10 protein-coding genes and 1 pseudogene are annotated in these 14,308 nt (G+C 71.4%); 5 read left to right on the top strand and 6 right to left on the bottom strand.

Annotated elements, in window-relative coordinates:
• Positions 1 to 53 precede the first annotated feature (53 nt).
• The gene (locus tag AMIS_RS32795; RefSeq protein WP_014446762.1) at positions 54 to 2,492 is read right to left on the bottom strand and encodes a glycogen/starch/alpha-glucan phosphorylase; all 2,439 of its coding nucleotides are present in this window, start codon (positions 2,490 to 2,492) and stop codon (positions 54 to 56) included.
• Between the two features lie 143 nt (positions 2,493 to 2,635).
• Between AMIS_RS32795 and AMIS_RS32790 the strand changes: the two genes are divergently transcribed.
• Entirely contained in the window at positions 2,636 to 3,274 is a 639-nt protein-coding gene (locus AMIS_RS32790) for a 4'-phosphopantetheinyl transferase family protein (RefSeq protein WP_014446761.1), read from the top strand.
• Here AMIS_RS32790 and AMIS_RS32785 read toward each other — a convergent pair.
• The gene (locus AMIS_RS32785) at positions 3,249 to 3,599 is read right to left on the bottom strand and encodes an nSTAND1 domain-containing NTPase (RefSeq protein ID WP_331429011.1); all 351 of its coding nucleotides are present in this window, start codon (positions 3,597 to 3,599) and stop codon (positions 3,249 to 3,251) included. The genes AMIS_RS32790 and AMIS_RS32785 overlap by 26 nt on opposite strands.
• 240 nt (positions 3,600 to 3,839) lie before the next feature.
• On the opposite strand from AMIS_RS32785, the gene AMIS_RS32780 reads away from it, so the two are divergent.
• Positions 3,840 to 5,351: an ArnT family glycosyltransferase gene (locus AMIS_RS32780; protein ID WP_014446759.1), complete on the top strand. Its 1,512-nt coding sequence runs from the start codon at positions 3,840 to 3,842 to the stop codon at positions 5,349 to 5,351.
• Positions 5,352 to 5,426: 75 nt separating this feature from the next.
• Here AMIS_RS32780 and AMIS_RS32775 read toward each other — a convergent pair whose 3' ends face one another.
• The 4 genes and pseudogenes from AMIS_RS32775 to AMIS_RS32760 all read right to left on the bottom strand — a co-directional run bounded on the left by AMIS_RS32775 (position 5,427) and on the right by AMIS_RS32760 (position 10,186).
• Complete coding sequence (locus tag AMIS_RS32775; RefSeq protein ID WP_014446758.1) at positions 5,427 to 6,617, bottom strand: CynX/NimT family MFS transporter; 1,191 nt, start codon at positions 6,615 to 6,617, stop codon at positions 5,427 to 5,429.
• A gap of 72 nt (positions 6,618 to 6,689) precedes the next feature.
• The gene (locus tag AMIS_RS32770) at positions 6,690 to 7,526 is read right to left on the bottom strand and encodes a siderophore-interacting protein (protein WP_014446757.1); all 837 of its coding nucleotides are present in this window, start codon (positions 7,524 to 7,526) and stop codon (positions 6,690 to 6,692) included.
• 911 nt (positions 7,527 to 8,437) lie between these two features.
• Positions 8,438 to 8,983 (bottom strand): annotated as a pseudogene (locus tag AMIS_RS44395) (Pecanex-like protein 1); the annotation flags it as partial.
• A gap of 396 nt (positions 8,984 to 9,379) precedes the next feature.
• Positions 9,380 to 10,186, bottom strand: a complete 807-nt coding sequence (locus AMIS_RS32760; RefSeq protein ID WP_014446755.1) for a glycerophosphodiester phosphodiesterase — start codon at positions 10,184 to 10,186, stop codon at positions 9,380 to 9,382.
• 225 nt (positions 10,187 to 10,411) lie between these two features.
• Between AMIS_RS32760 and AMIS_RS32755 the strand changes: the two genes are divergently transcribed.
• From AMIS_RS32755 to AMIS_RS32745, 3 genes are all read left to right on the top strand, one after another.
• On the top strand, positions 10,412 to 12,730 hold the full coding sequence (locus tag AMIS_RS32755) for a GcvT family protein (protein WP_014446754.1): 2,319 nt from the start codon (positions 10,412 to 10,414) through the stop codon (positions 12,728 to 12,730).
• Between the two features lie 16 nt (positions 12,731 to 12,746).
• Positions 12,747 to 13,898: an N-methyl-L-tryptophan oxidase gene (solA, locus tag AMIS_RS32750; protein WP_014446753.1), complete on the top strand. Its 1,152-nt coding sequence runs from the start codon at positions 12,747 to 12,749 to the stop codon at positions 13,896 to 13,898.
• A gap of 112 nt (positions 13,899 to 14,010) precedes the next feature.
• On the top strand, positions 14,011 to 14,193 hold the full coding sequence (locus AMIS_RS32745; protein ID WP_157435155.1) for a hypothetical protein: 183 nt from the start codon (positions 14,011 to 14,013) through the stop codon (positions 14,191 to 14,193).
• Positions 14,194 to 14,308 lie beyond the last annotated feature (115 nt).

The raw sequence follows: 14,308 nt of genomic DNA, 5'->3' as shown, positions 1-14,308 counted from the left end.
TTTATCAGTGGTCCGGCGCGATCACCCCGGGACCGGGCTCGGGCCGTACCCGGTCAGTGGTCCTTGGCGACCGGGACCGGGGCGACCCGCCAGATGCGGGCGGCGTAGTCGGCCACCGTGCGGTCGGCGGAGAAGAAGCCGCTGTTCGCGGTGTTCATCACGGACATCCGGGTCCAGCGGTCCTGGTCGCGCCAGGCGCGTTCGACCTCGTCCTGGCAGTCGACGTAGGCGCGGTAGTCGGCGAGCGTGAGGTACTCGTCGCGGCCGAGCAGGGAGTCCGCCACGTCGTGGCCGACGCCGCCGAAGAGGCCCGCGTTGATCGCGTCGAGGGCCTCGCGCAGCTCCGGGTCGCGCTCGTAGTGCTCCCACGGGCGGTACCCGGCGATCTGCAACTCGGCGGCCTGGAACGCGTCGAGTCCGAAGAGGAAGAAGTTCTCCTCACCGACCCGGGCCCGGATCTCGATGTTCGCGCCGTCCAGCGTGCCGATGGTGAGCGCGCCGTTGAGGGCCAGCTTCATGTTGCCGGTGCCGGACGCCTCCTTGCCGGCCAGCGAGATCTGCTCGCTCAGGTCGGCGGCCGGGACGATCCGCTCGGCGAGGCTGACGTTGTAGTTCTCGGCGAAGACCACCTTCAGGTACGGCGAGACGATCGGGTCCGCCGCGATCGTGGCGCCGACCGCGTTGATCAGCCGGATGATGTTCTTGGCCGCGTGGTAGGCGGGCGCCGCCTTGCCGGCGAACAGTACGGTCCGCGGCACCCAGTCACCCCCCGGATTGGCCCGGATCCGGTGGTAGAGCGTGATGATGTGCAGCAGTTTGAGCTGCTGGCGCTTGTACTCGTGGAACCGCTTGATCATGACGTCGGTGAGCGAGTCCGGGTCGCCGACGGCCAGGTCGACCTTGTTGGCCCGCTTGATCGCCCGCCAGCGCTCCAGGAACGACGCGTCACCGGCCAGCGAGCCCAGCTCGGCCAGCCGTTCCAGGTCCATCAGCCAGCCGTCGTCGCCGAGCCCCTCGGTGATCAGGTCGGAGAGCCGGGGGTTCGCCAGCTTGACGAACCGGCGGGGCGAGATGCCGTTCGTGACGTTCTGGAATTTCGCCGGCCACAGGTCCGCGAAGTCGTTGAGCACGGTCTCCCGCAGCAGTTTCGAGTGCAGCTCGGCGACGCCGTTGACCGCCTCGGTGCCGACCACGGCGAGGTTCGCCATCCGCACCCGGCGCTCCGGGTGCTCGCCGATGATCGACATCCGGCTCACCCGGGCGACGTCGCCGGGGAAGCGCTCCTCGACCTCGCGCAGGAACAGCATGTTGATCAGATAGATGATCTCCAGGTGGCGGGGGAGCAGCCGCTCGAAGACGTGCACCGGCCAGGTCTCCAGGGCCTCCGGCAGCAGCGTGTGGCAGGTGTACGCGAACGTGCGCCGGGTGATCGACCAGGCCCGGTCCCAGTCCAGCTCGTACTCGTCCACCAGCAGCCGCATCAGCTCCGGGATCGCGATCGTCGGGTGCGTGTCGTTGAGCTGGATGACGGTCTTCTCCGGGAAGTCGTCCCAGCCCTCGTTGCGCAGCCGGAACCGCCGGATGATGTCCCGCAGCGAGCAGGAGACCAGGAAATACTGCTGCTTGAGCCGCAGTTCGCGACCCAGCTCGGTGCTGTCGTCCGGGTAGAGGACCTTGCTGATGTTCTCGGCGCGGACCGCCTCCTGCACGGCCTCGGCGTACTGCCCCGCGGAGAACCGGCTCAGGTCGAACGAGGCCTCGCTGCCCCGGGCCCGCCAGAGCCGCACGATGTTCACGGTGTCGGTGCCGTACCCCGGGACCAGCATGTGGCTGGGCTCGCCGAGCACGATCTCACCGGGCACCCACACCTTGCGGGTCGACGATCCCGGCACCGGCTCGGTGTGCCCGTAGAAGCCGACGGTCTGCCTGTCGTCCGGCGCCGGGAACTCCCACGGATTGCCCTGGAAGGCCCAGTCGTCCGGGCCCTCCGCCTGCCCACCGGCGGCGAGCGACTGCTTGAAGATGCCGAAGTCGTAGCGGATGCCGTAGCCGACCGCCGGGATGTCCCGGGTCGCCATCGCGTCCACGAGACAGGCCGCGAGCCGCCCCAGGCCGCCGTTGCCGAGACCGGGCTCGACGTCGAGCTCCTCGATCTCCTCCAGCGTGAGCCCGAACGACTTGACCGCCTGGGCGGCGATCTCCCCGGTGCCGGAGTACAGCAGGTTCTGCTCCAGCTGAGCGCCGAGCAGGTATTCCGCGGAGAGGTAGTAGACCCAGCGGGGGTTGCTGGCGTAGTGGGCTGCCGCGGTCCGCGCCCGCCGCTCGGCGAGATGATCCCGAACGGTCAGCGAGAGCGTCTCGTAGGCGTCCCGCATGCTCGCCGACTCGACCGTGGTGCCGCGCCGGAAGTAGAGGTTGCTCAACAGGTCCTGCTGGAACTCATCGACGGTCCTGCCCAGTTTGCGGAGACCGATGCCCTGTCGAAGATCCATGCCGCCATTGTGCCGCGTCCGCGTTTCAGATCGACCCCGTTTCGCCCCCGCAGTGGTCCCGGGAGGCGTTTCACTCACGCTTTCCCCCACATTCCGGTACGCCCGGCCGGTCCCCGGGCGCTGCCGGGTGGCACACTTCCCCCGTGCTCGAGAAGTTGCTGCCGTCTGCGGCGTGTGTCGCCGAGGCGTTCTCCGACGATCCGAGCGAGCCGGCCTTCCCCGGTGAGGAGGACCTGCTGGCCACCGCGGTGCCGGGCCGGCGCCGCGAGTTCCTCACCGCCCGCCGCTGCGCCCGCGAGGCGCTGGAACTGCTCGGGCATCCGCCGGTGGCGATCCGGCCCGGTCCGCGGCGCGAGCCCCTCTGGCCGGACGGCGTGGCCGGCAGCATCACGCACTGCCTCGGGTACCGGGCCGCCGCGGTGGCCCGCCGCGCCGACGTGGCGAGCATCGGCATCGACGCGGAACCGCACGCCCCGCTCCCGCCGCGGGTCCTGCCGGCGGTGACCACGGCCGGTGACCGGGACCGGCTGGCCGAACTGGGCCGGGCCGGCCCGGACGTGCACTGGGACCGGCTGCTCTTCAGCGCCAAGGAGTCGATCTACAAGGCGTGGTACCCGCTGACCGGCCGCTGGCTGGGCTTCGAGGACGCGGAGCTGACCATCGATCCGGTCGAGCGCACGTTCACCGGGCGCATCCTGATCGACGCGCCGTTCGACGATATGCACGGCCGTTTCCTGATCGAGAACGGTCTCGTGGTCACCGCCGTCTGTCACTTCGGCTGATCGGCCCCCGCCGGTCCCAGGTGGTCCGCAGCGCGTGCGCGAGCAGCGGCAGCGCTCCCGGCTCATAGCCGTCCTGGTGACCCTCGCCCAGGTCGTGCAGGAGGTGGTCGGGCAGGGCCGGCTCGACGCTGAGGCCGGCGTGCTCGGCCGGCTCGACCACGGCCCGTCGGATCGCCGCGGCGCTCAGCGGGCCGAGCACCAGGTGTCCCGCGGCGAGCACGGCCGCCAGCGGCGGGAGCCCGGCGCAGGTCGGATAGAAGTCGGCGCACGGAGCACCCGGGAGGCCTCCTCGTGCAGCGCGCGGCGGGCGTCCCGAGCCCCGGATCGGTGACCGGCGCCACCGCCGAGGCGGTCAGAAGTGCCAGAATCGCGTACGGGCTGGCGGCGCGGATCCGGTCCGCCGCGGGCCCTCCGCCGTTCCGGATCCAGGCGCGCACACCTGCCCTGGCCTGCTCGGCCGCGGTTCCCGGATCCCGTTCGCGCACGATGGCCGTCCCTCATGGACGTCGATGTACCTCGAATTCCTCATGATGGCACCCTCGCGCGAGGGGGTTACCGTGTCAGCGTGGCGAACGCCGTAAGCGACACTGCCCCTACGGAAAGTGCCGACCCCACCGAGCGTATCGACATCGTCGGGCGTCGACCTATCGCCTGGTGGCCGGTCGGTCTGATCGCGGCAGCCTCGACGCTGCTGCTCCTGATCACCGCGAGCCGGTACGACTACCACCGCGACGAGCTCTACTTCCGGATGCTCGGCGCCCATCCTCAGTGGGGATACGCCGACCAGCCGCCGTTCACCCCGCTGCTCGCCCGCCTCGGCATCGAGATCTTCGGGGACACGGTGTGGGCGATGCGGGTGCCCTTCGCGATCATTCTCGGCCTCACGGTCGTGCTGACCGCGATGATCGCCCGGGAGGCCGGCGGCGGGCAGACCGCCCAGACGATCGCCGCGGCCGGGGTGGTGAGCGTCTTCCCGCTCACCGCCGCGCACGTCGGCTCCACCGCCGCGCCCGACCTGCTGGTCTGGCTCGGCGTGATCTTCTTCGTGATGCGGGCGCTCCTGCACGGCCGGGAACGGGCCTGGCTCGCGGCCGGCGTGACGGCCGGGCTCGGCCTCTACAACAAGCACCTCGTCGTGCTCCTGCTGGCCGCGCTCGCCGCGGGACTGCTGATCGCCGGTCCTCGGCACGTGTTCCGATCCCGCTGGCTCTCCTCCGGCGTCGCCGCTGCCGTGCTGGTCGGCCTGCCGAACCTGATCTACCAGGTGGTGAACGGGTTCCCGCAGGCCGACATGGCCGCCGCCATCGCCGCGAACAAGGGCGACGAGTCGCGGGTCATGCTGCTCCCGTTCCAGCTCGCGCTGCTCATCCTGCCGCCGGTGTGGATGGCCGGCCTCGTCGCGGCTTTCCGGGACCGGCGGCTGCGGTGCCTCGCGCTCGCGTACCCGATCCTGCTGATCCTCGTGCTGGTGAGCGCGGGCCAGCCGTACTATCCGCTCGGCCTGCTGCTGGCGCTCTTCGCGATCGGGGCGGCGCCCGTCGAGCGGTGGATGGCCGGCCGGCGGTGGCGGCTGATCGCCGTCGGGGCGAGCATCCCGGTCTTCGCGATGCTGTCGATCGTCTCGTCGCTCCCGGTCATCCCCGAGGACGATCTGGGTGGCAGCTTCGTGGCCTCGGCGAACACCACGGTCGCCGATCAGATCGGCTGGCGTGACTACGTCTGGCAGATCGGCACCGTCTACGCCGGGCTCTCCGCCACCGATCAGAGCCGGGCGGTGCTGTTCACCGGGAACTACGGCGAGGCGGGGGCGCTCGACAGGTACGGGCGGTCGCTCGGCCTGCCGGAGGTCTACAGCGGGCACAACGAGCTGCACAAGTACGGCCCGCCGCCGGATGGGAAGACCGTGGTGCTCGCGGTCATGCAGGCTCCGCCCCGGCAGTTCGGCGACTGCGTGGCCAAGGCGCGGCTGACGAACGCGGCAGGGGTGGAGAACGAGGAACTCGACGCCCAGGTGTACGTCTGCCGCCTCATCGAGCCGTGGAGCCGGATCTGGCCGTCGGTCCAGCACTACGACTGACCCCGCAGGCGGCTCCCGCGTGCGTGTGGGGTTCGGGTGTGGAGCCCGCCTCGACTCCACACGCGGGGGTGGGGGTCAGATCTGGCGGTCCCGGCCTGCGTAGACGCCGGCGATGATCTGGGGGATCGTCAGAGCCAGCATCACCGCCAGCGGCGCCCGCCAGCCGTCGGTCGCGTCGTGCAGGGCACCGATCACGAACGGGCCCGGGATGGCGATCAGGTAGCCGATGCCCTGGGCGAACGCGGACAGCTTCACCACGGTCCCCGGGTGCGAGCCGCGCAGCGCGATCATCGTGAGCACCAGCGGGAACGCGGTGTTCGCGACGCCGAGCAGCACCGCCCACAGCCACGGCGCCGCGGTCGGCGACCAGAGCAGACCGGCCCAGCCGGCGATGCCGAAGAGGCCGAGGCTCAGCGCGATCATGCTCTGGCTGCGGATCCGGCCGGCCAGCGCGGAGAGGGCGAAGCCGAGCGGCACCCCGAGGAACGAGGTGGTCGCGAAGAGGACACCGGCCGTCCCGGCCGAGATCCCGGCGTCCCGGTAGATCTGCGGGAGCCAGCCGATGATCACGTAGGCGGCGGTGGACTGCATGCCGAAGTACACGGCGAGCGCCCAGGCGACCGGGTGCCGGCTCACCCGTACCGGAATCTGGTTGTGATCGTGATTGCGGGTTTCGGTCCGGTCGCGGGCGAGCAGCAGCCACGGCGGGAGCGCGACCATCGCGGCGAGGGCCCAGCAGGCCAGTCCGAGACGCCAGTCGTCGCCGAACGCGCCGGTCAGCGGGACCGTCGCGGCGGCGGCCGTGGTCGCGCCGATGTTCAGCGCGACCGTGTACAGGCCGGTGACGGTGCCGACCTGATCCGGGAAGCGGTCCTTCACCACCGACGGCAGCAGCACGTTGACCAGCGCGATCCCGGCCAGGGCCACCGCGCTGAGCAGCAGGAACACCGCCGAGTCGCCGGCGTAGGGCCGGGCCGCGAGACCGAGGGTGAGCAGCACCAGGCCGCCGAAGATCACGCGAGCCGCGCCGAAGCGCCGGGCCAGGCGTGGCGCCGCCAGGCCGATTGCGGCAAAACACACCACGGGTACGGAGGTGAGCAGTCCCGCCACCGTCGTCGACATGCCGAGACCGACCCGGAGCTCGGTCAGCACCGGCCCCACGCTGGTGACGGCGAGCCGTAGGTTCACCGCCGCCAGCAACAGCGCGGTCAGTAGAAACAGCCGGCCCTGGCGGCGCGAGACCGCCTGCTTTTCCCGTAATGCCACCGAAACATCATGGCCCTGGTGAAGGGCCTGATGCGCGGCCAGGTGTGTACGGTCACATCGGCCGGCCGGTGCTTACACCGCCGCTTTCTCCTGCTCGCGCTCGGTCTGCTCGTTGAAGTCCCGTTTGCTGGACTGCCAGCCGTCCTCGTTCATGCCGTTGCGCCAGTAACCCGAGATGGAGAGCTGGTCGAGCGTCATCCCCCGCTCCAGGCGGAGGTAACCGCGGAGGTCACGGACGAAGTTCGCCTCGCCGTGCACGAACGCCTGCCCCCGGCCCTCCGGGAGGGCCGCCCCGCGCACCGCGGGGCAGAGCAGGGAGCCGACCGGGCGCGCGCCGCGGTGCAGCCAGGTGATGTCGGCGTCCGCCGGGGTGGGGAGTTTCTGCTCCTCGTCCGGCCCCTCGACCTCGAGGAACGCCCGCACCCGAGCGCCCTCGGGCATGCCCTCCAGGGTGGCGGCGATGGCCGGCAGGGCGCTCTCGTCACCGGCGAGCAGGTGCCAGTCGGCGTCGGTGCTCGGCGTGTAACCCCCGCCCGGCCCCATGAAGCGGAACGGGTCGCCGGGCTTGGCGTGCGCGGCCCACGGGCCGGCGATGCCGCTGTCGCCGTGGACCACGAAGTCGACCCACATCTCGGGGATCTCGGGGAGCCACTTGCGCACCGTGTAGGTCCGGACGACCGGCCAGGTGTCGCGTGGCATGGTCTCCCGGATCACGCCCATCTCGAACGGCTCCGGGTAGTCCACTCCCGGCTGCGGGAAGAGCACCTTGATGTAGTGGTCGGTGAACTGCCCAGCCTCGATGCGGGTCAGAACGTCACCACCGACCACCACGCGCACCATGTGCGGGGTCAGTTGCTCGACCCGGGTGACCACGCCCTGATGGGCCGGTCGCGCTGGCCTGTTCGCCATACTTCACCTCACTGCCGGTGGGACGATCTCGCTCGGCAGGTAAGGCTACCCTTCATTTCGGTGATCTACCGCTCCGCGTGCTGGTGATTGTGTGTTTTTACCCCGGCACGCGAAAAGGTGGGCCGGGTGGCCCACCTTTTCGTCGAACTGCTCGATCAGCGCCAGGTGTTGCGCGGGCGGTTGCGGATCAGCGCCGCCGCGATCAGGCCGACCAGCAGGAGCACCGCGCCACCGCCCACCCAGGCGATGTTGTTGGCGATCAGGCTGATCGGGCCGCTCTCCTGAGCCGCGGGCGGCTCCGCCTGCGTGGTGTCGGCCGGGACGTACTCGATGTCGTCGGGGGCGCCGTCGTCGCCGGCACCGGTCCCGTTCTCGTCCTCGGTCGTGGTGCTCTCGGCCGACTTCGAGGCCTTCGGCTTGGCGGCCTTGGTGGTCGCCTCCGGGGTGGCCTCGGTCGCCTCCTCCGAGTCCGCCGTCCCGGTGGACCCGGCGTCGGACTCGGTGTCGGTATCGGTGGCGGTGTCGTCGGTGCCGGTGGACCCGGCGTCGCCGGCCTCGTTCGTCGTGTCTTTGTCGTTCGTGCCCTGGTTCGCGTTCTCGTTCGACGAGGAGTCGTCGTCGTTCGAGCCGTTGCCGGCGCCGTCCGCGCTCACGCCGCCGTTCCCGGAGCCGGAGTTCGCGGTCGTCGTGTTGGGGCGCGGCGTGGAGGTGGTCGTCTTCGGGGTCGCGGTGGCGGCCGGCTTGGTCGCGGCCGGCTTCGACGGCTTCACGGCGCCGCTGTTGGTGTTGTTCCCACCGGTGTTCCCGCCGCCGGCGTTGTTCCCGCCGTTGTTGTTGCCACCGCCGCCGTTGTTACCCCCGCCGTTGTTACCCCCGCCGTTGTTGCCGCCGCCGTTGTTGCCGCCTGCGGCGCGGACCGTGATCCGGACCGAGTCGAGTGCCGGCGTCTGGTTGGCGCGCTCCATCATCGGGATGCGGTGCGAGCCGTCACCGGCCCACGACGAGCACTGCGCGGTGCCCTCCTCCGGCAGCCCCGGCACCTGGATCGTCACGGTGTCCGGGTCGGCGCCGCCCTGCCGGTCCTCGGTGGCGACGAAGAACGCCGGAACCGGAGCCGACTCGGGCGCCTCGTCGGTGCTGGTCAGCATCCGGCAGGCGGTGTGGAAGTGGCCGCGGACCAGGCCGTTCTGCAGGACGCTGCTCTCCACGTAGTACCCGCCCTGACCGGCCGCGAGGAACCGGTCGCGGATCAGGTTCCGGGTGCTCACCCGGAGCGTGAACGGCGTGGCCGGCGCGACGTTGCGGGGCGCCTCGGTGATCAGCAGGGTCGGGTTGTTGGCAGCCGCGCCCACTTCACCGAACTCGGTGGAGACGCAGCGGTTGCCCTTCTGGAAGCCGTCGTGCGCCTCCAGGTCGCTGTCCACACAGGTGTCGGTGAGGATCGTGAGGTTGTTGCCGACCACCTTGCCGGCGCCGCTCTCGCCGGCCCTGGTGCCCGGCGTGTCCTCGGCGTACGAGAACTGGGTGAATCCGATGACACCGCCGACCGCGGCGAGAACTGCTCCGGCGGCCAGAAGCCGGGTGCGTCGCATGACGAGACCTTCTTTTCCCCAAGTTCCCCGGAATCGGACGCCGGTGGCGGCGCCGACGCCCAGACGTTAAGAGCCGCTCTCACAGAAATCAATTCCGCGCAGAAACTTGAGCCATTCTTATGCCGAACTTAAAGAAAAAATATGGGTCCGACCTTGAACCCTCCGCATCCTCCGAACGGATGATGCCCCGAGTTCACGCGATCGTGCTGCTACGACGCTGAACTGGGAGGTTACAAGACCGCCAGGCGGGGCGGTAGCTCCTTAACGGGACCAGAGCCCGCGAGCCGAATATACGTCGTGAAGCACGTCGATGCGGTCGGTCATGATGCCGTCGACACCCATATCGAGCAGCGTATTCATCATTTCCGGGTCGTCGATCGTCCAGATGTGCACGGCGAGACCCACCCGGTGCAGATAGGCGAGGAATCGCGGAGTGAGCACCTTTATCCGGCCGTGCCGCACCGGGATCTGCGCGGCCACCGCCGAGACCGGGGGTCGCAGCGGGATCCGCGCGGTCGCGGCGATCCGGAGCCGGGCCACCTCGCCCATCCCGAGCGAGGTCGCCACCCGGGGGCCGGCGAGCGCGCGGACCCGGGACAGCCTGCGGTCGCTGAACGAGGCGAGCAGGACCCGGTCGAGAGCTCCGGAGCGGCGGACCGCCTCGACGGCCGGCTCGACGACCGCGTCGGATTTCACGTCCACGTTGAACCGGACCTGCGGCCAGGCGTCGAGCACGTCGTCCAGCCGGGGCACCACGGCGGCGCCGCCGACCCGTACCGTCTCGAGGTCTGCCCAGGTCATCTCCGCGACCCGTCCGGTGCGCCCGGCGACCCGGTCCAGCGCCGCATCGTGGATCACCACGGGTACGCCGTCCGCCGTCGCGTGCACGTCGGTCTCCACGTACCGATAGCCGAGATCGATCGCCCGCCGGAAGGCCGCGGCGGTGTTCTCGTCGCCGTCCGCGGCGCCACCGCGGTGTGCGAAGGCCAGCGGCCGCGGCGCGTCCAGGTACGGATGATCCACGCGAGCAGTATGGCGGGCTTTGTTGCGCATAGGTAAAAGACTCATCGGCCCATTGACCGGCGCCACTCACGTGAAGATCCTGTGCGGGGAACCCGGAGCGTGCGCGGAGAGGAGGTAGCAGCGGTGAGAACGTGTGTGGTGCGGGAGAGCACCATCAGGCGCCGTCGCGTGACCCGGCGGTTCGGCGCCCGCCCGCGGACCCGGTTGCGGATAACCCCGCGCTGGCCGCGTCTGCGCTGGTCCGCGCGGCTGTCCCAGACCCACTGACCGATGCCGGGACCGAGGGTCGTCATCATCGGCGCGGGCATCGCCGGTTGCGCTCTCGCCGACGAGCTGACCGGTCGCGGCTGGACCGACGTCACGGTGCTGGAGCAGGGCCCGCTGTTCACCACCGGCGGATCCAGCTCGCACTCGGCCGGCGTGGTCTCCGCGATCAGCCCGTCGCGCACCCTGTCCCGGCTGGCCCGCTACACCGTGGAGAAATACGCCGCGCTCGGCTGCTTCGCGGCGGTCGGCGGCCTGGAGCTGGCGACCACGCCGGAACGGCTCGTCGAGCTGCACCGGCGGTCCGGTTTCGGTCAGGCCGCCGGGATCGGTTCGGCGGTGATCGACCCGGCCGCCTGCACGGCGCTGTTCCCGCTGCTCGACCCCGAGCGGATCCTCGGCGGGCTGCACGTCCCGGCGGACGGCACGGTCGAGCCGGTGCGGGCCGCGCAGGTCCAGGCCTCCCGGGCCGCCGCGCGCGGCGCCCGGTTCGTCGGCAACGAGCGGGTGGTGGAGATCCTCCGCACCGGCGCCCAGGTCGCCGGGGTGCGCAGCGCGGACGCCGTGTACCCGGCCGACGTGGTGGTGAGCTGCGCGGGTTTCTGGGGCCCGGCGATCGGCGACCTGGCGGGCGTGCCGGTCCCGCTGCTGCCGATGGCACACCAGTTCGTCCGAACCACGTCCGTGATCGGTGCTGCGACCGGCGGGACGGCCGGTCTGCCGATCCTGCGGCACCCGGATCGAGGGCTCTACGCCCGTGCGTACGGCGACCGCCTCGGTGTCGGCTCCTACCGGCACGAGCCGATCCCGGTCCGGCTCGAGGACCTGCCCGGCGACGCGCACCCGGCGATGCTGCCGTTCAGCTCGGACGCCTTCAAGAAGTCCTGGTCAGCCATGACCGAACTGATCCCGGGCCTGCAGCGGACCGCGCTGGAGGAGGCCTTCGACGGCGTGCTCGCGGTGTCCGCCGACGGGTTCCCGCTGCTCGGCGAGTCACGCGCGCTGCGCGGCTTCTGGGTGGCCGGGGCGATCTCGGTGGCCCACTCGGCCGGCGCGGCGAAGGCCCTGGCCGAGTGGCTGGTCGACGGCTACCCCAGCATCGACCTGCACGAGTGCGACCTGAACCGGTTCGATCCGGCCCAGCTGTCACCCGCCTACGTGCGGCGGCGGGCGATCCGCGGTTACGCCGAGACGACGGCCATCGCGCACCCGCACGACCCGCCCCCGGTGCGCAACCTGCGGCTCAGCCCGTTCCACCCGCGCCAGGCCGAGCTGGGCGCGGTGTTCGGCGAGGCGTACGGCTGGGAGCGGCCCCTCTGGTACGCCACCAACCCGCCCCCCGAGGAGATCCGGCCGCGTGACGACTGGTCGGCGCGGCACTGGTCCCCGGTCGCCGAGACCGAGGCCCGGCAGACCCGCCGGCGCGTCGCGCTCTTCGACCTGACCTGGCGGACCAGGATCGAGGTGACCGGCCCGGTCTCCTTCCTCACCGCGCTGACCAGCAGCGACGTCGAAAAGCCGGTGGGCGCCGTGACGCGTGCCCTGCTGCTCGACCCGGCCGGCGGGATCCGTGGCGACCTGGTCGTGGCGCGGCTCGCCGAGGACCGGTTCCTGCTCGGCGCGGGCGGGCCGCTCGACCTGGACCTGCTGGCCCGGCAGGCGCCGGCCGGCGTCACGGTCCGGGACGTCACCGGCGGCACCTGCGGCGTCGGTCTCTGGGGACCGCGGGCCCGGGAGCTGGCCGGTGCGCTGGCGCTGACCGAGGGGGAGGGGTTCCTCGGCATGGTTCCGGCGACCGTGCTGCGACTCTCCCCGGTGGGCGAGCCCGGCTGGGAGATCTACACCGAGGCGCAGTACGGGCTGCGTCTCTGGGACACGATCTGGGAGGCCGGGCGGGAGGCGGGACTGGTCGCGGCGGGCTGGCTGGCCTACGACAGCCTGCGGATGGAACACGGCCGGCGCGTCTGGGGAACGGACATGGCCTGCGAGGACGACCCGTACCAGGTGGGGTTGGAAGCTCTGGTGCGGCCCGGCGCGCGGCCGGCGACGCTGCCGGACCGCCGCCTGGCCTGCCTGCGTCTCGACGACACCGGGGACGTGCCGGTGGGTGGCGAGCCGGTGTACGCCGGCGGCTTCGCGGTGGGACAGGTGACGAGCGCGGGGTACGGGTGGACGGTCGGCGCCCCGATGGCGTTCGCGTGGCTCCCGTCGGCGCTCTCCGTGCCGGGGACACAGGTGGAGGTCGGATACTTCGATCGCAGGCTTCTCGCCACCGTCGCCGCGGAGCCGCTCCACAACCCGGAGCACGACCGCTTGAGGCGTTAGAAGAAGGAGCACCGCCGTGCCCGCTTACGATGTGATCGTTGTCGGTCTCGGGGGCATGGGCAGTGCCACCGTCCACCAGCTGGCGGCCCGGGGGCACCGGGTGCTCGGGCTGGAACGGTTCGGGCCGGGTCACGATCGGGGCGCCAGCCACGGCGGCTCCCGGATCACCCGGCAGTCCTACTTCGAGGGCCCGGAGTACGTTCCGTTGCTGCTCCGGGCGTACGAGTTGTGGGAGCGGCTGGCCGCCGACTCGGGCCGGGACGTGATCACGCTGACCGGCGGGGTGATGGTGGGCCGCCCGGAGTCGCGGACCGTCTCCGGCGCCCTGCGCAGCGCCCGGCAGTGGGGCCTGGAGCACGAGCTGCTCGACGCCGCCGAGCTGCGCCGCCGCTTCCCGACGATGGCTCCGGCGCCGGACGAGGTGGCGCTCTACGAGGCGAAGGCGGGGTTCGTCCGTCCCGAGCGGACCGTGCTGGCGCAGCTCGACCTGGCCGAGAGGCACGGCGCTGACCTGCGCTTCCACGAGCCGATGGAGTCGTGGCAGCCGGACACCGGCGGCGGCGTGCGGGTGCGGACGGCGGCCGGGGAGCACACCGCCGGCCAGCTGGTGATCACGCCGGGACCGTGGGCGCCCCGGCTGCTCGCCGACCTGGGGGTGCCGGTGAACATCGAGCGTCAGGTCCAGCACTGGTTCCAGCCGCGCGGCGGCGTGACGCCGTTCCTCGCCGACCGGCATCCGGTCTACATCTGGGAGCCGGCCGAGGGCAGCCAGATGTACGGGTTCCCGGCGATCGACGGGCTGGACGGCGGCGCGAAGATCGCGTTCTTCCGGCGCGGTTCGCTGACCACGCCGGAGGATCTGGACACCACGGTGCATCCGGACGAGGCCGCCGAGATGGCCCGCGGCGCCGGGGGGATCCTGCCCGATCTGCCGGGGACGTGGCTGCGCGGCGAGCCCTGCCTCTACAGCACCACGCCCGACGAGCATTTCGTGATCAGCCGGCATCCCGGGCACGACGCGGTGACGGTGGCCTGCGGGTTCTCCGGGCACGGGTTCAAGTTCGTACCGGTGGTGGGTGAGATCGTCGCGGATCTGGCGACGACCGGGACCACCGGGCACGCGATCGGGCTCTTCGATCCGGCGCGGTTCGGGAAGGCGTCCGCGTAACGCGGGAGAAAACAAACGGGGTAATTACCCCAGACTCGGACACACGACTCCTTGGTCTGCCCTACCTTAAGCCAGGTCTGACTCGGGCATATCAACTGAAATGGAGCATGTCGTGCGTTCGTCGAGACTCGCGCGGGGCGGCCTCCTGGCTGCCGCCCCGCTCTCCATACTTGCCGCCGCGAACGCGGGCGGAGTTCCCGCCGCCGACGGCATTCCCCTCCCGGCACAGGGCACGGGCGACGTGACCGCGCGTCAGGACGTCCACGACCGGACGGTTCCCGCGCCGCTCTCCTGACCAGCCGGAACCCGCGTCGGGCACGCCCGATTCCCGGCACCTGCCCGAGCCAGGCCTGCCCCAAGTTCCAGGCCTGCCCGTTTTCAGACCTGCCCGATCCACCCTGCCCGATCCA

Origin of the sequence: Actinoplanes missouriensis 431 (assembly GCF_000284295.1) — a bacterium.
GTDB lineage: Bacteria > Actinomycetota > Actinomycetes > Mycobacteriales > Micromonosporaceae > Actinoplanes > Actinoplanes missouriensis.
The sequence above is the reverse complement of the archived record's forward strand: the minus strand, read 5'-3'. Positions and strand labels throughout refer to the sequence as shown.